Raw genomic sequence first — 23,453 nt, 5'->3', positions numbered from 1 at the left:
GAGCCTGACAAGGCTGGCGATGGTCGCCCCCTCCTTCGTGGCTGTCAACGCCGGTTCCCGGCCGGGGACAATCTCCCGGGCGATATGTCCCGCTCAGCGCCCGCGCCGCTTGGTGCGCATGGTCGCCTCGGCGGCAAGCGGATCTTCTGGCCAGGGGTGCTTGGGGTAGCGGCCGCGGTTCTCCTTGCGCACCTCGGGGTAGACGTTGTGCCAGAAGCTTCGAAGGTCCATGGTCGTCGCCAGCGGACGCCGCGCCGGGGACAGCAATTCCAGGCGTACCGGCACCCGCCCGTCGACGATATGCGGTGTGGCCTCGCAACCGAACAGGGCCTGCAGCTTGGCGGCCAGCACCGGCACGATACGCGTGCCGTGCTCGTCGCCGTCATCGACCTCACGCTCATAGCGCAAGGCCGCACTGTCACCGCTTGGCAGCGCCAGCCGTCGCGGTGCCAGCTCGTCCAGCTGGCCCGCCAACGGCCACGGCAGACGTTCGCGCAACAGCCGTTCCCAGGGCAGCGCCAACACCTGATCGAGCCGCGACAGGCCATCCAGATGCGGACCGAGCCAGTCCTCGAGCTCGGCCATCAGGCTGGCGTCGTCAAGCTCCGGCCACTGGGGATCATGCGCCCGTCGCAGCAGCGCTACCCGTCTTCTGAGCTGTTCTGCCGCCTCGTCCAGCGGCAGCGCCTCGCGCTGCCCCAGGGCGTCGAGCAGCGCCCTATGCCTCGCCTCTCGACTCGGCGGTCCTGCCAGGGGCTTGCGCTCCAGCACCACGGCATCGAGGGCGCGTACCCGCTCGCCTTCCAAGCGTCCCGCCGATGCTTTCCAGGCGACCCGCTCGGTCCAGTCGCCAAGTTCAGGAAAATGCGCCAGCAGCGCCGCCTCCTCGATCCGCACACCACGATAGAGCCGAGCCTCACGCTGGCGACCGTCCAGGTCCACCGCGACCAGCAGGGGCGCGTGGGCCAGGGGGTGATCGCTTGCCAGCGTCACCAGGCCACCGCCACGCAGGCGAAAGCGTCCGGGCGAAAGGTGCTGAGCGACTCGGTCGGGGTAGGCGCAGAGCAGAAGCTCGCCCAGGGTTATTGAGGCGCCCGTCTCGCCTCTCCCACGCGGCTCGCCCATACGGGCCTTGCCCAGCGCCACCCCGGCACGCTTGCACAGTCGCCGGGCCTCCCGCTGCCAGGCGGGATCAGGCCTTTGCGACGACAACAGCTGCGAAAACACCCGCTCCAGATCCGGCTCCCGCGAGGCGCCCTGACGACCCTCGAGCCAGGCAGCCAGGGCGCAGGCCAGGGCCAGCGACGCCTCGCCGGCGCGGCTGGCTCGCTCCAGCATGGCGGCGAGCCGGGGATGCACCGGCCAGCGTCCGGCTACCCGGCCCAGCGAACTCAAGCCGCCATCAGGCTCGACCAGCCCGAGGGACTGCAACAGTCGATGCCCGCTGTCCAGGGCCGCTGTCCCTGGCGAAGTCACCCAGGCAAGCGCGGACGCGTCCTTGACGCCCCAGCGAGCCAGTTCAAAGGCCAGGCCGGACAGGTCTGCCTGGTGTATCTCCGGCTCGGCGTGGGGCGGCAGCGGCTGCTCTTCCGCCCACAGCCGATAGCAGCGTCCAGGCCCCTGGCGCCCTGCCCGCCCACGCCGCTGATCGGCGCTGGCTCGGTTGACACGGCGGGTCTCGAGACGCGAAAGCCCGGTACGCGGGCTGAACACCGGCACCCGCTCCAGTCCGGCATCGACCACGCTGCGCACGCCATCCACGGTGACACTGGACTCGGCGATGGCGGTGGCCAGCACCACCCGACGCCGGCCATTCGGGTCAGGACGAAGGGCAGCGCGCTGCTGCTCGAGCGGCAAGCGTCCATGCAGCGGCAGTACCGCGATATCCTCCAGCCGCTCGCCCAGCCAGCGCCCGAGACGTTCGATTTCGGCAACCCCAGGCAGGATCACCAGCACGTCGCCGGCAGGATCACCACCAACCCTGGCATCGTCATCCCCGCCATGGGACACAGGATCGGACGCCTGCAGCGCCTCCATGACCACCCGGCCCTGCTGCTCCTCCGCCGAGGCGCGCTGGGACAGCGGCCGATACAGCGTCTGGACCGGATACTGCCGCCCCGGGCACTCGATCACCGCCACGTCCTGCCCCAGCACGCCTTGCATGGCGGCCACGTCCAGGGTGGCGGACATCACCACCAGGCGCAGGTCCTCGCGCAGCCCCTGCTGGACGTCGAGGGCCAGCGCCAGCCCCAGGTCGGCCTCCAGACTGCGTTCATGGAACTCGTCGAAGAGGATGCCGGTGACGCCCTCCAGCATGGGGTCATGCTGCAGCATGCGCGACAGCACGCCCTGGGTGACGACTTCGAGGCGAGTCGTCGGGCCGACCCGGCTCTCGCCACGCATGCGGTATCCCACCGTCTCGCCCGGCCGCTCGCCCAGCAGATCGGCCATATGGCCCGCCGCCAGACGCGCCGCCACCCGACGAGGCTCCAACAGCAGCAGACGCCCACGACCATCGTCGCCACCGCACCAGTCACAGTCGAGAAGGGCCAGCGGTACCCGGGTGGTCTTGCCGGCCCCGGGCTCGGCCACCAGCAGCGCCCGGTTTTGCTGTTCGAGCGCTGCGGTGAGCTGAGGCAGTCGGGCGTCGATGGGCAGGCTGGGCGGTGAAGACATCGGCTCGGGGGCTCCTGGCGTGGGACGGGACTGAACTGGGCTGTACTGGACTGCACAAGCAAGGCAGTAATGCGCCGCCGATGATAGCACGCCGCTGCCACATGGCCCGGCGGCAGCGACCCCGCCCGAGGCCCGACCTGTATACACCAGCAACAACATTTTGTTGCCAGTAGATGACGTTTTTGTCTACGCTCTTCAAGCTGACCGAAAGGTCAGGTTTTTTAAGCGCGACGCCCGTCGCGGCATCACCCAGACAATCGACAGCGGCCACTACAACGACAAGAGGACCCTGAGATGAGCGAGACCACGTCCACGCTTTCACCGCGCGACCGTCATCCGGCAGCCAGCGCGAGTCGCCCTGACGGCGACGACGGCACTGCGGATCAAACCAGCCAGGACGCCGTCGGCCGGCTTGCCTGGCTGGATCGCTACTTCAACGTCAGCCGCCGGGGCAGTTCGCTGAAGACCGAACTGCTGGCCGGGATCGCCACCTTTCTGGCGGGTATGTACATCATCGTGGTCAATCCAGCGGTGTTGTCGGACGCCGGCATTCCCTTCTCGGCGGCGCTGTCGGCCACGGTGGTCATCAGCTTTCTGAGCAGCCTGGCCATGGCGCTGTACGCGCGCAACCCCATCCTGGTGGCACCCGGCATGGGCATGAACGCCCTGTTCACCTACACCCTGGTACTGGGGGCGGGCCTGTCCTGGGAGGTCGCGCTCGGGTGCGTGTTCTGGTCCGGTGTGATGTTCGCCGTACTGGCCATGTTCAACGTCCGCGAGGCGATCATCGACGCCATTCCGCCGTCGCTGCGCTACGCCATCACCTGCGGTATCGGCCTGTTCATCACCTTTATCGGGCTCAAGAACGCCGGCTTCATCGTGGCAAGCCCCGCCACCCTGGTCAGCCTGGGCAGCCTGGACGCAAGTCTCGCCACCTTCTTCATCGGCCTGATCGTGACCGCCGTGCTGGTCATCCGCGGCTTCAACGGCGCCCTGATCCTCGGCATCGCCACCACCACCCTGCTGGCCGCACCGATGGGGCGTCTGTGGGGTGACGAGGTGGTCGTGGCATGGCAGGGACTGGCCGCCTGGCCAGACTTCTCGGCGCTGGGTCAGGTCGACGTGCTGGGGGCTCTCAAGGTCGCCTACCTGCCCTTTATCTTCGTGATGCTGTTCACCAACTTCTTCGATGCGCTGTCGTGCTTCATGGCGCTGTCGGAATCCGCGGGGCTCAAGGACGCCAAGGGCAACCCGCGCAATCTCAAGCGCTCGATGACGGTGGACGCCTTCGCCTCGATGATCGCCGCTCCGCTTGGCACCAGCGCCGCCCAGACCTTTATCGAGTCCGGCGCAGGGGTCGCCCAGGGCGGGCGCACCGGCCTGACCGCGCTGGTGATCGCGCTGCTGTTCCTGCCGTTTCTGTTCCTGTCGCCGCTGCTGTCGCTGGTGCCGGGCATCGCCACCTCGCCGGCGCTGGTGCTGGTGGGGCTGTTCATGATGGCCCCGGTGGGCAAGATCGACTGGGGACGCTTCGAGGAGGCCTTTCCTGCCTTTCTGGCGATCATCCTGATGCCGTTGACCTACTCGATCACCCTGGGCATCGCCTTCGGCTTCATGAGCTTCGTGCTGATCAAGCTGGCCACCGGCAAGTTCACCGAGATCAAACCCGCCATGTGGGTGTCCGCGGTGCTGTCCGCGATCATGCTGGTGACAGCGCAATAGCGTAAGCAAGCGCCACCGGGCCTCAGCCCCGTGGCGCCGACACCACCCCGCAGCCTTTCAATACCACCTGGGTCAGAAAGTCGGTGACCCGCTGCATATCTTCGTCGGTGAAGTCGTCATGGCCGGTGATGCCGGCGACCTGGCTTTGGCAGGTAATGAGCAGCGTAGTGCTGGCGACGTCCCCTGCTATGGCGCGAAGGAAGATCTTACCCCACAGCCCTTCAGGACCACCTGGATCAGAAAATCGGTGACCCGCTGCATATCGTCATCGGTGAAGTCGTCATGGCCGGTGATGCCGGCGACCTGGCTTTGAAAATCTGCATAGTGCTGGGTCGCCGACCAGATCAGGAAGATCAAGGATACCGGGTCCACCGGGTCCATCAGGCCGCGCTCGGCCCACTGACGAAACACCTCGGCACGGCTTTCGACCCAGTCGCGCAGCTCGCCACGCAGATAGTCCTGCAGAAAGGGAGCGCCCTGAAGGATCTCGCCAGCAAACAGGCGCGAGGCCTCGGGGTGGCGTCGAGACATCTCCATCTTCGAGCGGATAAAGGCACTGAGCACCTCGGCGGGATCATCATCCACCGAGATATCGTCGAGCATCATGTTCCAGCGCTCCATCACCCCTTCCAGCAGGCGAACGTACAGCGCCTTCTTGCTGCCCATGTAGTAGAGCACATTGGACTTGGGCAGCCCGGCTTCCTCGGCAATCAGCTTCAGGCTGGCGCCCCGATAGCCGTGACGCGAAAACACTCGCTCGGCGGCGTCGAGTATGTCGCGTTCGTTACGCTGGCGAATGGCACCAGCCTCCGCCTCCAGCGGCGCCTTCAGCGCCGTGTCATCAAGCTGTGAGCCCATGGTTATCCCGGTCGTCGAATCGCCCGCCACCGCCGGTTGCAGGTGGGTCGGCAAGGAGGAAAAGAGTGCCTGAACCCCACCGCTCTGGCAATTGGGCAAAGCGGCTAACCTGGCGCGACAGCGCCTGTGACGGGCAGCTTTTTAGGCCTCTGCTGTGGTCGCCGACAGGAACACGCGGCGGGCACCGAAAAAAACTCGACGGCGTGACTTGAAGAAGCTGACCGATTGGTCAAGAATGAAGTTACCCCCTTGCCATGGCGATGCCCCTTGGTACCGACTCGCTGACAACCACTCGGCTCAGCCTGCAACCAGGACATCGACCAGGACATCAACGACGACAACGACAACATAAGCGGACCTGACCATGATCGAGTTCTTCCTCAACGGGCGGCCACGGCGCGTCGACGCCGAGGCCCACCTCAGCGTGCTCGACCTGCTGCGCGAGCGCCTCAACCAGACCGGCACCAAGGAAGGCTGCGCCTCCGGCGACTGCGGTGCCTGCACCGTGGCGATCGGCGAGCCCGATGCCGACGGCAACCTGCGCTATCACAGCGCCAACGCCTGCATCATGCCGGCCCACCAGCTCAATGGACGCCACCTGGTCACCGTCGAGGGGTTGTCCCGGGGGGACGAGCTGCATCCTTGCCAGGCCGCCATGGTGGAACACCACGGCAGCCAATGCGGCTTCTGCACCCCGGGTATCGTCATGTCGCTGTTCACCCTTCATGAAGATGACCGCGCGCGGCCCGCGCCACTGACGCCTGAGCGACTGGAAGCGGCGCTGGGCGGCAACCTGTGTCGCTGCACCGGCTATCGCCCGATCCGCGACGCCGCCCTGGCCATGGGCGACACCCCGGGCTTCCGGCCCGAATGGCTCGACGATGACGCCCTTGCCCAAACGCTTGCCACCAATGTGGGTGAGCCTGCTACCCACAGCGGCTTTTACCAGCCGCGCCGCCTCGATGAGCTGGTCGAACTGCGCGCCCGCCACCCCGACGCCCGCCTGGTGGCCGGCGGCACCGATCTCTGGCTCGAAGTCACCCAGAATCTGGCGGACTTCGCCGAGGTCATCGATGTCACCCGGGTAGAACAGCTCAAGGTGCTGGAAGCGGGCCACGACGCCAGCGGTCGACCAGGGATGTGGGTCGGTGCTGCCGTCACCTACACGCAACTGGAACCGCTGTTTGCCGAGCGCTATCCCGCCTTCCATCACCTCCTGCATCGACTGGGCTCTGGTCAGGTGCGCAACCGCGGCACCCTGGGTGGCAACGTGGCCAACGCCTCGCCCATCGGCGACACCCCACCGGTACTGCTGGCACTCGACGCCTGCCTGTGCCTGACCGGACCCGGCGGCAGTCGCGAACTCGCCGCGGCGGACTTCTTCATCGACTACAAGAAGACCGCCCTGGCGCCGGACGAGTGCCTGGAAGCGATCTTCCTGCCGACGCTGGCAGCTGACCGCCAGCTCAAGGTCTGGAAACTGTCAAAACGGCGTGAGGACGACATCTCGGCGGTACTCGGTGCCTTTAGCTGGGCCCTGAAGGACGGCGCCCTGGCCGAGGTCCGCCTGGCCTTCGGCGGCATGGCTGCGATCCCGGCCCGGGCAACCGGCGCCGAGGCGGCACTGGAAGGCCATGCCCCTTCACCCGAGCGGTTCGCCGCCGCCATCGATGCGCTGGCCGAAGACTTTCAGCCCATGAGCGATGTGCGTGGCAGCAGCGACTATCGTCGGCACGCCGCCGCTGCACTGATCGAACGCCTGCGCCTGGTCGTCGCCGACGCGGCATCCCAGGACTCTCAGCACCCGACCCAGGAGGTGATGCTCCATGCGTACGCTCACTGATCTGACCACACCTGCCTCCGCGGCCAGCGATACTGCCGATACTCCCCGCCACGCGCCGGCGGCCAAGGGCTTCTCGGGCAGCGCCGCTCGCCACGAAAGCGCGGTCAAGCACGTCACCGGGCGCGCCGCCTACATCGACGACCTGGCGCTGCCGGCGGACGCGCTGCACCTGGCGGTGGGACTCTCGCCGGTCGCCAGCGGACGCATCACCGGGCTGGACCTGTCCGCCGTGCGCAGCGCCCCGGGCGTGGTCGACGTGATCAGCGTCGCCGACGTCCCGGGCCACACCGATATCGGCCCGGTCTTTCCCGGCGATCCGATCATGGCCGACGGCGAGGTACTCTACGCCGGCCAGGTGATCTTCTGCGTCGCCGCCACCAGCCATCGTGCGGCGCGTCAGGCGGTCAAGAAGGCGCGCCTGGAGATCGATGAGGTCGAGGCGAGCCTCGACCCAGTGGCCGCCGCCGAGGCCGGCGACGTGGTGCGCCCGACCCACCGCCAGCAGAGCGGTGACTGGGAGGCCGCCCTGGCCGGCGCGACACACGTCATCGAGGACGAGCAGTTCGTCGGTGGCCAGGAGCACTTCTATCTGGAGGGGCAGGCCTGCGTGGTCCACCCCACCGAAGACGAAGGCGTGATGGTCCACACCTCCAATCAGCATCCCAGCGAGACCCAGAAGCTGATCGCCGAGGTGCTGGGCATCCCCTTCCACGCGGTCACCGTGGAGGTACGCCGCATGGGCGGCGGCTTCGGCGGCAAGGAAACCCAGGCCTCGCCCTGGGCCTGCCTGGCGGCGCTGATCGCCCGCCGCACCGGCAAGAGCTGCCGTGTTCGCCTGCCCCGGGCCGAGGACATGAAGGTCACCGGCAAGCGCCACCCCTTCCACAACCGCTATCGGCTCGGTGTCGATGAACAGGGCGTGATCCAGGGCGGTGACATCACCGTCATCGGCGACTGCGGATACTCGCCGGATCTGTCCGAAGCCATCGTCGACCGCGCCATGTTCCACGCCGACAACGCCTATTCACTGGGCCAGGCTCGGGTCACCGGTCATCGCGCCCGTACCAGCACCGCGTCAAACACCGCCTTTCGTGGCTTCGGTGGTCCCCAGGGCATGATGGTGATCGAAGCCGCCATGGAGGACATCGCCCGCCGCGTGGGCGAGGATCCCCTGACGGTGCGCAAGCGCAACCTGTATCGCCAAGGCCGCGACCAGACCCACTATGGCCAGACGGTGGACCAGATCACGCTGCTGCATGACCTGATCGAGCGGCTCGAGACCTCGAGCGACTACTGGTCCCGGCGCCAGGCGATCACCGAGTTCAACGCCGACAGCCCGGTCATCCGCAGGGGCCTGGCGCTGACCCCGGTGAAGTTCGGCATCTCCTTCACCGCCCAGCACCTCAACCAGGCCGGTGCCCTGCTGCACGTCTACACCGACGGCAGCGTGATGATCAATCACGGCGGTATCGAGATGGGCCAGGGCCTGCACACCAAGGTGTGCCAGGTGGTCGCCCGCGAGCTGGGGCTCGATCTCGAAGCGGTACGCATCAGCGCCAGCCGTACCGACAAGGTGCCCAACACCTCACCCACGGCGGCCTCCAGCGGGGCCGATCTGAACGGCCAGGCGGCCCGCGACGCGGCCAGCAAGCTGAAGTCGCGGCTGTTCTACTTCGCCGCCGAACGCTACCAGCTCGACCGTCAGGACATGCGTCTGGAACAGGGCGAGCTGATCGCCGGCATCGGTGGCAGCGAACGACGTATCGCCTGGGGCGAGCTCATCCAGGACGCTTACCTGGGTCGGGTGTCGCTGTCCGAGAAAGGCTTCTACGCAACGCCGTTGATCCACTACGATCGGGCCAGCGGCAGCGGACGCCCCTTCTACTACTTCGCCTATGGCGCCGCCGTCGCCGAGGTGGCACTGGACACCCTCACCGGCGAGTACCAGGTGGATCGGGTCGACATCCTCCACGACGTGGGCGACTCGCTCAATCCGGCCATCGACGTGGGCCAGGTGGAAGGCGGCTTTATCCAGGGCATGGGGTGGCTGACCAGCGAGGAACTGAAGTGGAACGAGCGGGGCCAGTTGACCTCGTTCGGCCCGGCCACCTACAAGATCCCCGCCTACGGCGATCTGCCGGCCACCTTCAACGTCGAGCTGATGCAGGGCCACCCCAACTCCATGGCCAGCATCTACCGCTCCAAGGCGGTGGGTGAGCCGCCCTTCATGCTGGGGATGTCGGTGTGGTGCGCGCTGCGCGACGCCCTGGCGAGCCTCACCGACTACCGCCAGGCGGTACGGCTGGACACCCCGGCAACACCTGAGCGGGTCATGGCGGCGGCACGCCTGGCACGCTGGGTGAATGAGAGTCGTGCAGGAGGCACCCCATGAGCGGCGAGCGCTGGTACGACGCCCTGGCCCGCCTCCGACGCGCCGGCCTGCCCCATGTGCTGGCCACCCAGGTGACCAGCCAGGGGTCGACCCCACGTGAGCCTGGCGCCAGGATGGTGATCACCGCCGACGCCATCATCGACACCCTGGGCGGCGGCACCTTCGAATGGCAACTGATCGCCTGCGCCCGGGAACGCCTCGAGCGCGGTGAGGCCGGCCTCAGCATGGAGGCCTTTTCGCTGGGTGGCCGCAGTGGCCAGTGCTGCGGCGGCTTCGTCAACGTGCTGCTCGAAACGGATCTCGGTACGGCCACGCGCCTGGCGCTGTTCGGCGCCGGCCACGTGGGCCGCGCGGTGGCCTCATTGGCGGCGCCGCTTGGCTGGCGACTCGACTGGTACGATAGCCGCGAGGACGCCTTCAGCGGGCTCAACCCGGCACCAGGCCAGCACCACCACCGGCTGGACGACTGCAACACCAGCGCCGAGTCGCTGCCTGGCGGCAGCCACGTGCTGGTGCTGACCCACGACCACGCCGAGGACTACGCCCTGGTGGAGGCACTGCTCAGGCGCGGCGACATGGCCTCGATCGGGCTGATCGGCTCGCGCAGCAAGTGGGCCAGCTTCCGCGGGCGACTGGAGCGTGCCGGCATCCCGCAAGATCGCATCGACGCCGTGCGCTGCCCGATCGGCGACTCCGGCGGCGACAAGACGCCCTACGCCGTCGCCCTGGCCGCCCTGGCCGAGCTGCTGCCACTGGCAAGCCCCAGGCCGGAGGGGGCACGTCGCGACGCGCTGCGCGGCCTGGAAAGCGCAGAGGTACGACGCCTGTTTTCCTGAACCTGTCCTGGCCCGGCCGTTACCCGTCTGGCCGGGTAGCGCCAGGCGTCTGCCTCCCTGGCCGCCGCGCCTGCCACCTGATCAAGCCGCCAGGCCAGCCGCCCCTGACCACAACGTCACCGCCACAGTGCGATGACGCGATGACCCTATAAGCGACGACCCGATAAAGAGTGCCCCATGACCGAGACCCTTAACGCCTCTGCCAGCACCGCGCCCAAGCCCGAGGCTTTCTCCGGAACTTCCGCCGGCGCCTCCACCAGTCCCGCCGGCGGCCCCTGCTCATCGAGCTGGGTCATGCGCGCGCGCATCCTCAGCTTCAACGCCGATCCCGGTGACGGCGACACCCCGCTCGAGGGTAGCGTCAGCTACTTCGCCGACGGCGTGCTGTGGTGGGCCGAGGGTGTCGTCCAGGCGGTGGGCGACTATACCGAGCTCGCCCCCCACCTGCCCGCCGACGCCAGCGTCATCGACCACCGCGACAAGCTGGTGATGCCAGGCTTCATCGACAGCCATGTGCACTATGTGCAGCTCGAGATCATGGCCTCCTACGGACGCCAGCTGCTCGACTGGCTCAACGAGTACACCTTCCCCGAGGAATGTCGCTTTGCCCAGCGCGAACACGCCGAGCAGATGGCCGACGTCTTCCTCGACGAACTGATGCGGGTAGGCACCACCACCGCCCAGGTGTTCTGCTCGAGCCACCCGGCCTCGACCGACGCCTTCTTCAGCGCGGCCCAACGCCGCGACCTGTGCATGCTGGCCGGCAAGGTACTGATGGACCGCCATGCCCCCGAAGCGCTCACCGACGACACCTACGGCGGCATCCGCGACAGCGAGCGCCTGATCAGTGACTGGCACGGCACCGCGCGTCTCGGCTACAGCGTCACCCCACGCTTCGCGCCTACCTCCACCCGCGCCCAGCTCGACGCCGCCGGTGGCCTTCTGCGCAATGATCCGAGCCTGTGGCTGCAGACCCACCTGTCGGAGAACCTGGGTGAGCTCGACTGGGTGGCCGAGCTGTTTCCGGGCAGCCGCGACTACCTGGCGGTCTACGAGGAATCCGGGCTGGTGGGGCCGCGCAGCACCTTTGCCCACGGCATCCACCTGGACGACGAGATGCGTGCGCGACTGGCCGAGCGCGGCGCCAACATCGCCTTCTGTCCCAGCTCCAACCTGTTTCTCGGCAGTGGCCTGTTTGACCGGGCCGGCGCCCGGGCCCAGGGGCTGAATCTGACGCTTGCCAGCGACATCGGCGCCGGTACCGACCTGTCGGGACTTGCCACCCTCAAGGCGGCCTATCAGGTCGGCCAGCTCAGGGGCACACCACTGACCGCCTGGGCAGGCTTTCATGACCTGACCCGAGGCAACGCCGTATCGCTGTCACTGGACGATCGCATCGGCAGCCTGACCCCCGGTCGTGACGCCGACTTCGTGGTCATCGACCTGTTCGCCTCGCCGCTGCTGGCTCGACGCATGGGGCGCACCCAGTCGCTGGCGGAGGAGCTGTTCACCCTGATGATGCTGGGGGACGACCGCGCCATCTACGAGACCTGGGCGGGGGGACGCCTGCAGCACCGCCGCCAGACCTGAAGAACCCGACGACAGGCGCCGGCGACCGGCGCTTGCATGGGGTGGATGGCTGGCCGGGAAATTCCTCGGCGAGTGCGCTAGAATGCGCGCCTTGAATACCACACGCTGCCAACGCTGCTCCGGATTTACGCTCCGGCTCGCACGAGGACAACCATGAGTCACGATACTTCATCCCCTGACACAGCCACCGAAACCGCCACTTCTGGTCCAGACACCCTGGTGGTGTGCGCGCTGTACAAGTTCGTCACCCTCGACGACTACAAGGCGCTGCGCGAGCCGCTGCTCGACACCCTGCTCGAGCATCAGGTGCGCGGCACCCTGCTGCTGGCCCGTGAAGGCATCAATGGCACCGTCGCCGGCACCCGCCAGGGCATCGACGCGGTGCTCGCCTGGCTGCGCGCCGACCCGCGCCTGGCCGAGCTCGACACCAAGGAGTCGCTGACCCGACGTGCGCCCTTCATGCGTACCAAGGTCAAGCTCAAGCGCGAGATCGTGACCATGGGCGTCGAGGGCATCGACCCGCGCCATACCGTCGGCACCTACGTGGACCCCAAGGACTGGAACGAGCTGATCCAGGACCCCGAGGTTCTGCTGATCGACACCCGCAACGACTACGAGGTCGAGGTAGGCACCTTCGAGGGCGCGGTCAATCCGGCCACCAGCGCCTTTCGCGACTTCCCCGAGTACGTGAAGAAGACCCTGGACCCGAGTCGCCACAAGAAGGTGGCGATGTTCTGTACCGGCGGCATCCGTTGCGAGAAGTCCACCGCCTACCTCAAGGAGCAGGGATTCGAGGACGTCTACCACCTCAAGGGCGGCATCCTGAAGTACCTGGAGGACGTACCGAAGGACAAGACCCTGTGGCGTGGCGAGTGCTTCGTGTTCGACGACAGGGTCACCGTCGACCATGACCTCAAGCCGGGACGCTATGACCAGTGTCACGCCTGCCGCATGCCGATCACCGAGCAGGACAAGCAGAGCGAGTACTATGAAAAAGGCGTCTGTTGCCCGCGCTGCTACGACCGCCTGAGCGACGAGCAGAAGGCCCGCTTCGCCGAGCGTGAGCGCCAGATGCGCCTCGCCCGGGAGCGCGGCGAGGCCCACCTGGGTGCCGACGCGGTGGCACGCATGGAAGAGCGTCGCGAGGCCAAGCGACGCGCCAGGGAAGCGGCGCGCGAGGCCAATCGCCAACAAGGCTGATACACGGCTTCTGGTGTTGCACGCCCGTTGATGCATGCCGGCTCATGCACGCCGGCCCTCCAGCCACAACACCTGCCAGACCAACCGCCAGACCAAAAAAGAGGCGCCCTGGGATTTTTACCAGAGACGGGCGCCTCTTTTGCGTGTCACCGAGGGCTTCGCCGGTAGCGAAGGGCGCGCCGAAGCGCCCCCAAGTGTACTGAAAGAAACGGCCTGGGCCTGTTCAACCTCTTCCTCGCCTCGGTCGGCGATCACGCCGAAAACGCCTCAAATTCCGACGCTTTCGCTTCGACAACATGCCTCAGCAATCTTCCACACCGCCCGTTGCCCGAAAAGCGGCCGCAGCCCACACAGGATCACCTATTACTAACACCAGCGCGGGCAAGCCTCAGTGCCATCTGGTGACAACAAGCACGCCTTGAGCATCGGGATTCGTCGTCGACCTGTACCGATACTGGTTTACCCCATGCCGTTCGCCGAAAAACGGCAGCCCCAGGTCGCCCGCCCAGACGGCATACCGTGACGCAACGAAGGGAATACATGATGCGACCTTGGCCCAGCAACCGTCCCCCTGCTCTTGCCTGCGCTTTATTGACTGGCACTTTTTTGACCGGCACTCTTTTAACCGGCACTTTTCTGGCCTGCAGCATGGCCGTCGCCTCCCAGTATCCAGCGGCAACAAAATCCAGCGCCGAATCCGCCGAGCAACAGGACTATCGGCAGTATTTCACCCCGCTACCTTCGCTTCCCCCCATCCCCGCCGACAACAGCCTCACCGCTGAGAAGGTAGCGCTTGGCAAGATGCTGTTCTTCGAACCCCGGCTGTCAAAGAGCAGCAACATCAGCTGCGCTTCCTGTCACAACCCGGCCCTGGCGTGGACGGATCGACTGCCGACGGCGGTCGGCCACGATGGCCAGACAGGCGAACGCAACTCCCCCACCGTGCTCAACTCGGGCTTTCTTGGCTCACAATTCTGGGATGGTCGCGAACCCGACCTGGAAGGCCAGGCGTTGGGTCCTATCCAGAACAGCATCGAGATGGCCCACGATCTGGACGGCGCCCTTGCCCGCCTTTCCGCCGTCGACGGATATTCCGATCACTTCCAGACGGCATTTCCCGCCGACGAGGCCCCGCTGTCCTCCGGCAACCTGGCCGACGCCATCGCCAGCTTCGAGCGCACGCTGAATACGCCGAATGCTCCGCTCGATCGCTACCTGCTCGGTGACGAGGCTGCCCTGACCGATCAGCAGAAGGCCGGCATGAAGGACTTCGTGGACGTCGGGTGCATCAGCTGTCACCGCGGCGCCAACTTCAGCGACAGCCTGTTCCACCCGATCCAGGTGCCGGGATCAGATGATCTCGGGCGCTTCGCGGTCACCAACGAGGAAAGCGATCGACAGGCCTTCAGGACGGCGTCACTGCGCAATGTCGCCCTGACCTACCCCTACTTTCACGACGGCTCAGCCGAGACGCTTGAAGACGTCGTGCCCATCATGGGCGAGCAGATGCTCAAGCGGGAGCTTGATGAAGCGACCGTCGAACGGCTGGTCAGCTTCCTGCATGCCCTGACAGGAGAGCAGCCAGTGGTCACGGTACCTGCTCTGCCCTGATCCAGTCCTGATCCAGCCCCGGGCCAGGCCTGACCCGGTACTATCACCAATAGCCCCCTGCAAACGCCAGCGCCGCCTCCCCCGACAAGGGGCAAGGCGGCGCTTGACGTGCCAGTCCCGGCGTCAGGCACTGTCTGAAACGTCGGCGAATGCAGGCACTTTTACGGCAAGGCCTAGGCGCTGTCGGAAAAGTCGACGAGTGATGGTTAGACAAGGCAAAAATCGGTGAGAAAGCGCAGTTTACGGGGTGTAAATGAGCATGTTGATCCGATTTTTAACGCCGTATTACCGAGCGCAGGCAGTTTTCAGACAAGCCCTAGGATTCCACCAGCCGCTGTCTCAGCGCCTGCCTCCTCTCCTCATCCATGAAGGCAGCCTCGATGGCGTTGCCGGCCAGCCACTTGAGGGTCTCGTTGGACCAGCCGAAGGCCCGCTGACAGGCGGCGAAGTTGTCGCGCATGCCACCGCCGAAGTAGGCCGGGTCATCGGAGTTGATGGTTACCACCAGTCCTGCGTCGATCAGCGTCGGCAGGCCATGATCTTCGAGCCGTTCCACCACTTTCAGGCGCACATTGGACAGCGGACACACCGTCAGCACGGTGCCTTCGTCGGCCAGCCGCTCCATCAGCTCGACGTCCTCGATCGCCCTTACGCCATGGTCGATGCGACACACCTGAAGCTCATCCAGCGCCTCGCGGATATAGCTCGGTGGCCCCTCCTCACCTGCGTGGGCCACGCGCTCGAGGCCCAGCTCCCGCGCCCGGGCAAAGACCTCCTGGAACTTGCTCGGCGGATTGCCTCGCTCAGCGCTGTCCAGCCCCACGGCACTGAAGTGGTCATGCCAGGGCGTGCTGTCCTCGAGCAGCTGCATGGCATCGGCGGCGGGCTGATCACGCAGAAAGGCGAGGATCATGGCGGTGGAAATATCCAGCTCGGAGCGGGCCTTGGCACAAGCGGCCGTCAGGCCTTCCATCACCTCGGACAGCGCCACGCCACGGGACAGGTGGGCCTGGGGGTCCACGTGCATCTCGATATGCACCACTCCCTCGGCGGCGGCGCGCCGGAAGTAGTCCATCGCCAGGTCCTCGAAGTCCCGGGCGCGGACCAGCACGCTCATGCCCTGATAGTAAAGATCGAGAAAGGACTCCAGGTCGCTGAAGTCGTAAGCCTGTCGGGCCGCCTCGATATCGGCGTAAGGCAGGCTGACCCCGTTACGCTCGGCCAGCGCAAACATCAGCTCCGGCTCCAGCGTACCCTCGATGTGCAGATGCAGTTCCGCCTTGGGCAGGCGGGTCAGAAAGTCGTCGGTCATGGTGTCTGGCCCTGTGGCATCGAACCGTAGAAATCAGGTGTCGTCGTTCACATGGTGACGCATTCGCCCCCGGCTTGCCATGGCGTACCGGCCGCCATGTCGATGACCCTGGGGATGTGCTCCATGCCGGGCGACGGCGAGTCGGGATCATGATGGTGCACCAGCATCAGCACCGTGCGTGCGGCCAACCAGGGGCCGATGCCCTCGGCCACCCGCTGCGCGGTGGCCGCATCCAGCGAGGCATAAGGCTCATCGAGCACCACCAGGGCGGGATCGGTCAGCCACAGACGCGCCAGGCCCAGACGTCGCGCCTGGCCGCCGGAAAGCTGTCGTCCCCCTTCCCCCACGCGTGTCTCGAGCCCAGCGGGCAGACCCTGCGCCCAGTCGGCCAGGTCTACCGCAGAAAGCGCCTGCCACAGCCGCTCCGGGCTCGCCTCGGGGGCGCCCAGACGCAGATTCTCGGCAAGGCTTGCGTCAAACAGCTCCACCCGCTGGGTCAGACAGCCCACTTGGCTGCTCAACCACTGCGTGTCGAGGGCTTCCACCGCCTGGCCGTTCAGGGTCAAGCGACCCTGGTAGCCCCGCAACTCCCCGGCAAGCAGCGCCAGCAGCGTCGACTTGCCACTGCCTGAGGGGCCACAGATCGCGGCCCTCTCCCCCGGCGCCAGCCGGAAGCTCAGGGGCGACAGCGCCTGATCGAGCGCCTGCGGATAACGAAAACTCAGCGACGTAGCACAGACCTCCAGCCCTCCACACTCGGCGGTCCCGCTTCGAGGCGCAGCGTGCACTGCAACAGCTCGGGTGGTGTCTGAGGCTTGTACTGGCGCTGCACGCTGCTGGTCGATAGCGTTGAGCCGCTCGGCGGCGGCGAGACTCGCGCCGGCCTGGGTGAAGGCGGCGGGCAGGCTTGCCAACCCCTCGGCCAGGGCCAGCGAGGCCAACGGCAACATCACCAGCACGGCGGCGCCCAACTGGCCGCTGCCGAAGGCGGCGAGGCCACCGATCAATACAAGCCACCAGGCGCCCCCCATCACCAGCGTCGTCAGAACATTGCCAAACCCGGTGATCAGTGACAGTCGCCACTGGGCCGCCAGCAGCTCGTCCTCGAGGGCTTCAAGCTCGCCACGGCGGCGCGCCAATGCGCCGTAGGATTCGAGTTCACTCAGACCGCCAAGGGTTTCGATCATGGCTGAGCGCAGTCGCTCCAGCCCGGCGACGCGGCGACGACAGGCCGCCAGGCCCAGGCGGGCCTGTCCGAGGGTCAGCCAGCTCCAGCCGAACAGCAGCAAGACACCCAGCACCAGCGCGGCCTGGGGCAGCCACACCGCCACCAACGCTACCAGCGCCGCCCCCAGCACCAGCGCCATCGCCGCCGGCGCCAGCAGCCGCAGGTAAAGCGCGTCCAGGGTATCGATATCGGCGGTCAGACGGTTGAGCCAGTCGCCGGATCGCCTTGCCCCGAGGCTGGCGCCGTCCATCACCACCAGGCCCGAGAAGCAGCGCGCCCTCAGGCGTGCCAGCAGTCGCAGGATGGTGTCGTGGTTGTAGAGGCGTTCGACGTAGCGTGACACGGTACGGGACACCGCAAACAGACGAATGCCCGCCCCGGGGGTGTAGACGTCCAGGGTAGCCGCCATACCCGCGGCCAAGGCCGCGCCGGTCAGCGCGCTGGCGGTGATGAACCAGCCCGACACCGCCAGCAGCCCCAGCGCCGACAGCGCGGTCAGCACCATCAGCACCACGCCAAGCACCAGGCGCCGACGAAACGACGCATGCACCTCGATCCACGGACGCAGACTGGCAATCGCCGCAGCGAATCCCGTATCCGTGCGCTCAGTCGACAACGCCATCGGCCACCTCTTGCTGTTCCCTTCCACTCGCGGTGACTCGCCCATCGAGCAGCTCCACACGCCGGTCCCCCATCGCCAGGATGGCCGGGTGGTGGCTGGCGATGACCAGCGCCCGGCCCTGGCCGGCCAGACGCCGAAAGCCGCGGATCAGTACCGCTTCGGTCTCTCGATCCAGACTCGCCGTCGGCTCGTCCAGCAGCACCAGCGCGGCATCACTCAGGAACACCCGAGCCAGCGCCAGGCGCTGGGCCTGCCCGCCGGACAGGCCCAGGCCATTTTCGCCGATCCGGGTATCGAGTCCCTCGGGCAGAGCCGCGACCAGCGTCCCAAGCCCCGCCTGCTCGAGCGCTGTACGCAGGTCGTCATCACCAGCGTTCGGTGCCGTCAGGCGAAGATTGTCGGCGAGGCTGCCCTGGATCAGCAGCGGGCGCTGGTCCATCCAGGCAAAGGCGATGCCCGGTGCCGATTGGCGCGTCCCCTCGCCAGGCCCGACAAACCCCGCCAGCATCGCCAGCAGGCTCGACTTGCCGGCACCCGATGGGCCGCTGATCACCACCACTTCACCGGTGTCCACCCGGAAGTCCAGCGGACCCAGCACGCGGCCACGCCCAGGGTGATCCAGGCAGGCGCCTTCGAGCCGCGCAAGCTGGCCACCGGACAACACTGAAGAAGCGGGACTTTCGGCGGTGCCAGGCGCCGAGACGGGCGACACTCGCGACGGATCGACGGGTTCATCGAGCAGTTCCGTCAGGGCCTGGGCGGCGGCCAGCGCCGAGGCACGGTCGTGGTAGTGCTGGGACAGTGTGCGCAGCGGCTGAAAGAACTCCGGGGCCAGCAGCAGGATGGTCAGGCCACTGGCCAGCGTCAGCGAATCGGCCACCTCCAGCGGCAGGTCCCCGAGCAGGCCAAAGCCGATGTAGATGGCCAGCGCCGCAATCGCCACCGAGGAGAAGAATTCGAGCACCGCCGATGACAGAAAGGCCAGTCGCAAGGGCTTCAGGGTGCGCCGGCGATAGTCGTCGGCGACCTGGGCAACCTCGTCGGTGACCCTGTCGCCGGCACCGAACAGTCGAATGGTGGCGATGCCCCGCACCCGATCGACGAAGTGCCCGGACAGTCGCGTCACCGCCGCGAACTGGTCGCGATTGAGCGATTCGGCGCCCATGCCCACCAGCGCCATGAACAAGGGAATCAGCGGCGCGGTGATCGCCAGCAGCAGCGCCGCCAGCCAGTTGTGCCAGGCGATGATGGCGAAGATGACCAGCGGCACCACCATCACCACCCGAAGTTGCACCCAGAAACGTGAGGTGTAGCCGTCCAGTGCCTCGACCTGCTCGACAAGGCGATGGGCCAGCCCGGCACTGTGATGGCGACCAGCACGCACCGGTCCCAGCGCAAACAGATGCTCGAGCAACTCGTGGCGTACCGCGCGGCGAAGGCGCTGGCTGGCTCGCTGGGCCAGACACTCCTGAGCAAAGCCAGCCCCGGCACGCAGCGCCAGAAACCCCAGTAGAGAGACAAGCCAGGGCCATAGCTGGCTCAGGGAACGCTCACCCTCGATCGCCAGTACCAGCACCTTGGCCAGCAGTACCCATTGGACCACACCCGCGAGTCCTGCCAGCACCGCGAAGGCCGCGGCCAGGGTCAGCGGACGACGCTGAGCCCCGGTGTGCTGGTCGAGCCACAGCCGCGCCCTGGTGGCCTCGCCGCGAGACGACTCAGAACGAGACGACTCAGAACGAGACGACTCAGAACGAGACGACTCAGGACGAGACGACTCAGCACCAGACGACTTAGTGATAGCCGCCCCCTCTTACCTTGCCGCGGAACACCCAGTAGGACCAGGCGGTGTAGCCCAGTACCACCGGGATCACGAACAGCACCCCGAGCAGCAGAAACAGCTGGCTCTCCGGAGCCGAGGCGGCATCCCACAGGGTGATGTCCGGCGGGATCAGGTAGGGCCACTTGCTGGCCACCAGCCCCAGGTAGGTGAAGAAGAACAGTCCCAGGGTAGCCACGAACGGCTGGCCCTCACGGCGACGGGCCACCGAACGCCACACCATGGCGGCGCACAGCAACGCCAGTGCCGGGAACACCCAGAACAGTGTCAGGTGGCCGAACCAGCGCTCACGCACGAAGTCGTCGACGAACGGCGTCCAGATACTGATCACGGCAAAGCCCGCCAGCACCAGTCCCAGCAGCCTGGGCGTGATGCGGTAGGCCCATTCCTGCACCTGCCCCTCGGACTTCAAAATCGTCCAGGTCGCCCCCAGCAGCGCATAGCCCGCCATCAGTGCAAGGCCAGTGATCACGGTGAAAGGCGTCAGCCAGTCGAAAGGACCGCCCACGTAGACATTGTTGGCGACCTCGAAGCCCTCGATGTAGGCGCCGACCACGACCCCCTGACAGAAGGTGGCGACCATCGAGCCCCAGCAGAAGGCGCGGTTCCACCAGTGACGATTACGAACCGACTTGAAGCGGAACTCGAAGGCGATGCCACGGAAGATCAGGCCGGCCAACATCAGGAAGACCCCAAGATAGAGCGCCGGCAGCAGGATGGTGTAGACCAGCGGAAAGGCCGCCAGAAGTCCCGCCCCGCCGAGCACCAGCCAGGTCTCGTTACCGTCCCATATCGGCGCTACCGAGTTCATCATCACATCCCGGGCGTGCTCGTCCGGGGCGAAGGGGTAGAGGATACCCACCCCGAGATCGAAGCCATCCATCAGGATGTACATCATCACGCCGAACCCGATGATCAGGGCCCAGATGGCAGAAAGGTTGATCAATTCCATGTCATCAACTCCCGAACTGGCGGCCGGCGTCGGCCTCGAGGGTGGCGTGGGCGGCGGACAGCGGTCGCTTGGCCGTCTCGACCTCGTCGTCGTGGGGCTCCTCGGCCAGCATGCCCTGGCGCACCACCCGGGTGAGGTAGTAGCCCCCGGTCAGGAACACCACCGCGTAGACCAGCACATAGCCGATCAGGGTAGCGAGCACCATCCAGCCACTGAGCGACGGCGTCACCCCCTCGGCCTGGGTCATCATGCCGTACACCAGCCAGGGCGCGCGGCCCGCTTCGGTGACAAACCAGCCACCCAGCACCGCGATAAAGGGCGCCACGCTCATGAGTCTCAGCGTCTGCAGGAAGGGGCGGCTCTTGTACAGGCGACCGCCACGGCGCAACCACAGGCCGGTGAAGGCCACAGCGATCATCAGCATGCCCATGCCGACCATGGCGCGGAATGACCAGAACACGAACCACACCGGTGGTTGCTCCTCTACCGGGACCTCCTTGAGCCCGGGTACCTCGCCGTCCAGGTCATGGGTCAGGATCAGGCTGGCCAGGCGCGGAATGCCGATCTCGAAGTGATTTTCCTGGGCCTCCTTGTCCGGCCAGGCGAACAGCAGCAGGGGCACCCCGGACTGGGTCTCCCAGTTGGCCTCCATCGCCGCCACCTTGGTCGGCTGATGCTCAAGCGTATTGAGACCATGGGCGTCGCCGACCACCGCCTGTACCGGCGCCAGCACCAGCAACAGCCACATGCACATGGACAGGGCCTTGCGGTTGGCCTCGACGTCGCGACCGATCAGCAGATACCAGGCGCTGACGCCGGCCACCACGAAGCCGCCGGTCAGGAAGGAAGCCAGCGCCATGTGGGCAAAGCGATAAGGGAAGGAGGCATTGAACATGGCCTCGCCCCAACTGGTGACGCTGAAGTGGCCGTCGATCATTTCCACCCCGGCGGGGGTCTGCATCCAGCTATTGGTGGACAGGATCCAGAAGGCCGAGATGAAGGTGCCCACCGCGACCATGATGGCGGCGAACAGGTGAACCCCCTCGGCCACCTTGCCACGTCCAAACAGCAACACCCCGAGGAAGCCGGCTTCCAGGAAGAAGGCGGTGACCACTTCATAGCTCAGCATGGGGCCGAGGAAATTGGACGTCGCCTGACTGAAGTTGCTCCAGTTGGTTCCGAACTGGAAGGCCATGACGATCCCGGAGACCACGCCCATGCCGAAGACCACGGCGAAGACCTTGACCCAGAAGGCGGCCAGTCGATCCCAGGCGGGATTGCCGGTCTTGTAGAAGAGTCCATGCAGGACAGCGACATAGGACGCCAGCCCTATGGTAAAGACGGGGAAGATGGCGTGGAAGGATACGACGAAGGCGAACTGTATACGTGACAGAAGCACGGGATCCAGTTCCATGAGCGACTCCTCGAGGCAGGGATAACCGACGGCACCGCCCTGCCTCGGGAACACAACCCGACCCTGGCAGGACAGCATCGAACCCGAGCGGAATCGAGTCGATAGAGCGCAGCCTTGCTCGGCTAGCCTGGCAATCTATCTATGCACAATCATGCATCTTCGATCCCGCTTGCCCTCAGCATAGAGGTCCCGCAGGCCTCTGTCCCATGGCCAATTGTCGCACGCACCCATGGCCGATCACCTACCCGCTTGTCAGCCCACCTCCCTTGCCTTTGCCGTGACAAGGGAACGTAGCCAGGTGTCAGGTCAGGACTGCCCCAGCACCAGCGATACCAGATAGGCGGTGTAGGCCAGGTAGACGGCAACCAGGACGCCACCCTCGAACCGATTGATGCGCCCCGCCCGGCCCTTCCAGCCCAACGCGAACACCGCCATCATCAGGGTCATGGCGGTCATCAGCGACCAGTCTCGCATCAGCACCTCACGCCCGGCCTCGATCGGCGCGATGACGGCGGCCAGCCCCACCACCCCCAGGGTGTTGAACAGGTTGGAGCCGACCACGTTGCCCAGCACCAGATCATGCTCCTTGCGACGCAGGGCACTGATGGACGAGGCCAGTTCCGGCAGCGATGTGCCGATGGCGACCACGGTCAGCCCGATGATGACGTCGGACACCCCGAGTCCCTGGGCGATATCCACCGCGCCCCACACCAGCAGCCGGGAACTGACGACCAGCAGGGCCAGGCCCAGCACGGTAAGGAAGATGCCCTTGCCCAGCGACATGGGATGAGCATCGAGTTCCTGCACGGTATCGGTGGCCAGGGCGTCCGCCCTGGCGGCGGCTTCCTCGCGCCGGCTCTGGATCACGCTTGCGACCATGAACACCAGCAGCGCCAGCAGCAGCAGCGCGCCCTCCAGCCGGGAGATAAGCCCGCCCCACATCATCAACGCCGACACCAGGGTGGCGGCACCGAGCACCGGCAATTCGCGCCGAATCACCGATGAATGCACCGCCAGCGGGGAGATCAGCGCCACCAGCCCCAGGATCAGGCCGATGTTGGCGATATTCGAGCCATAGGCGTTACCGAGTGCCAGCCCCGGGTTGCCCTGTGCCGCAGACAGCGCCGACACCGTCAATTCCGGTGCCGAGGTGCCGAAGCCGATCACCAGCATGCCCACCAGCAAGGGCGACAGTCCCAGCCGCGCAGCGGTGGCCGCGGCGCCCTCGACAAAGCGTTCGGCGCTCCACACCAGCACCACCAGGCCACCCAGAACCGCCAAAACGGGAAGCAACATGTCAACTCCTCACCCATGATATCGGTCGCATCTTTGTCTATGGTGTCACCCACGTCAACGT

Annotated in this window: 15 protein-coding genes; 7 read left to right on the top strand and 8 right to left on the bottom strand. The window is 66.4% G+C overall.

The genetic code is table 11. From position 1 onward, the window contains the following. Positions 1 to 93 precede the first annotated feature (93 nt). A complete protein-coding gene (hrpB, locus tag NFG58_RS09205) occupies positions 94 to 2,676 on the bottom strand; it encodes an ATP-dependent helicase HrpB (protein ID WP_348828028.1) in 2,583 nt (860 codons plus the stop codon). Positions 2,677 to 2,970: 294 nt separating this feature from the next. On the opposite strand from hrpB, the gene NFG58_RS09200 reads away from it, so the two are divergent. Further along, positions 2,971 to 4,398, top strand: coding sequence for an NCS2 family permease (locus NFG58_RS09200; RefSeq protein ID WP_249742876.1), 1,428 nt, complete (start codon positions 2,971 to 2,973; stop codon positions 4,396 to 4,398). 186 nt (positions 4,399 to 4,584) lie between these two features. Here the strand turns inward: NFG58_RS09200 and NFG58_RS09195 are convergent, their stop codons facing one another. Further along, the gene (locus NFG58_RS09195) at positions 4,585 to 5,256 is read right to left on the bottom strand and encodes a TetR/AcrR family transcriptional regulator (RefSeq protein WP_348828027.1); all 672 of its coding nucleotides are present in this window, start codon (positions 5,254 to 5,256) and stop codon (positions 4,585 to 4,587) included. Positions 5,257 to 5,620: 364 nt separating this feature from the next. Here NFG58_RS09195 and xdhA point away from each other — a divergent pair, with 364 nt between their 5' ends. The 6 genes from xdhA to NFG58_RS09165 all read left to right on the top strand — a co-directional run bounded on the left by xdhA (position 5,621) and on the right by NFG58_RS09165 (position 14,728). Then, positions 5,621 to 7,099, top strand: a complete 1,479-nt coding sequence (xdhA, locus tag NFG58_RS09190; RefSeq protein ID WP_124804693.1) for a xanthine dehydrogenase small subunit — start codon at positions 5,621 to 5,623, stop codon at positions 7,097 to 7,099. Further along, the gene (xdhB, locus tag NFG58_RS09185) at positions 7,083 to 9,491 is read left to right on the top strand and encodes a xanthine dehydrogenase molybdopterin binding subunit (RefSeq protein WP_348828026.1); all 2,409 of its coding nucleotides are present in this window, start codon (positions 7,083 to 7,085) and stop codon (positions 9,489 to 9,491) included. The genes xdhA and xdhB overlap by 17 nt, the downstream gene beginning before the upstream one ends. Next, on the top strand, positions 9,488 to 10,327 hold the full coding sequence (gene xdhC, locus NFG58_RS09180) for a xanthine dehydrogenase accessory protein XdhC (protein ID WP_124804691.1): 840 nt from the start codon (positions 9,488 to 9,490) through the stop codon (positions 10,325 to 10,327). The genes xdhB and xdhC overlap by 4 nt, the downstream gene beginning before the upstream one ends. A 294-nt stretch (positions 10,328 to 10,621) precedes the next feature. Beyond that, on the top strand, positions 10,622 to 11,917 hold the full coding sequence (guaD, locus tag NFG58_RS09175) for a guanine deaminase (RefSeq protein ID WP_124804763.1): 1,296 nt from the start codon (positions 10,622 to 10,624) through the stop codon (positions 11,915 to 11,917). 153 nt (positions 11,918 to 12,070) lie between these two features. Further along, positions 12,071 to 13,117 carry a rhodanese-related sulfurtransferase gene (locus NFG58_RS09170; protein WP_124804690.1) on the top strand — a complete coding sequence of 349 codons (1,047 nt, stop codon included), beginning with the start codon at positions 12,071 to 12,073 and terminating at the stop codon, positions 13,115 to 13,117. A gap of 648 nt (positions 13,118 to 13,765) precedes the next feature. After that, the gene (locus tag NFG58_RS09165) at positions 13,766 to 14,728 is read left to right on the top strand and encodes a cytochrome-c peroxidase (RefSeq protein WP_124804689.1); all 963 of its coding nucleotides are present in this window, start codon (positions 13,766 to 13,768) and stop codon (positions 14,726 to 14,728) included. Positions 14,729 to 15,044: 316 nt separating this feature from the next. Here the strand turns inward: NFG58_RS09165 and NFG58_RS09160 are convergent, their stop codons facing one another. From NFG58_RS09160 to NFG58_RS09135, 6 genes are all read right to left on the bottom strand, one after another. Further along, positions 15,045 to 16,040 carry an adenosine deaminase gene (locus NFG58_RS09160; protein WP_124804688.1) on the bottom strand — a complete coding sequence of 332 codons (996 nt, stop codon included), beginning with the start codon at positions 16,038 to 16,040 and terminating at the stop codon, positions 15,045 to 15,047. A 47-nt stretch (positions 16,041 to 16,087) separates the two neighbouring features. After that, positions 16,088 to 17,890, bottom strand: coding sequence for a thiol reductant ABC exporter subunit CydC (cydC, locus tag NFG58_RS09155; protein ID WP_124804687.1), 1,803 nt, complete (start codon positions 17,888 to 17,890; stop codon positions 16,088 to 16,090). Beyond that, on the bottom strand, positions 17,874 to 19,538 hold the full coding sequence (gene cydD, locus NFG58_RS09150; RefSeq protein WP_260425379.1) for a thiol reductant ABC exporter subunit CydD: 1,665 nt from the start codon (positions 19,536 to 19,538) through the stop codon (positions 17,874 to 17,876). Before cydD ends, cydC begins: the two co-directional genes overlap by 17 nt. 145 nt (positions 19,539 to 19,683) lie before the next feature. Continuing rightward, a complete protein-coding gene (cydB, locus tag NFG58_RS09145; RefSeq protein ID WP_108133771.1) occupies positions 19,684 to 20,682 on the bottom strand; it encodes a cytochrome d ubiquinol oxidase subunit II in 999 nt (332 codons plus the stop codon). A 4-nt stretch (positions 20,683 to 20,686) separates the two neighbouring features. Further along, positions 20,687 to 22,096, bottom strand: coding sequence for a cytochrome ubiquinol oxidase subunit I (locus NFG58_RS09140; protein WP_108133772.1), 1,410 nt, complete (start codon positions 22,094 to 22,096; stop codon positions 20,687 to 20,689). 306 nt (positions 22,097 to 22,402) lie between these two features. After that, complete coding sequence (locus NFG58_RS09135; protein ID WP_108133773.1) at positions 22,403 to 23,392, bottom strand: calcium/sodium antiporter; 990 nt, start codon at positions 23,390 to 23,392, stop codon at positions 22,403 to 22,405. Between the last annotated feature and the right edge of the window lie 61 nt (positions 23,393 to 23,453).

This window comes from Halomonas sp. RT37 (assembly GCF_040070525.1).
In the GTDB taxonomy this organism is placed as follows: Bacteria; Pseudomonadota; Gammaproteobacteria; order Pseudomonadales; family Halomonadaceae; genus Halomonas; species Halomonas litopenaei.
This window is presented reverse-complemented; position numbering and strand designations above follow the sequence as displayed.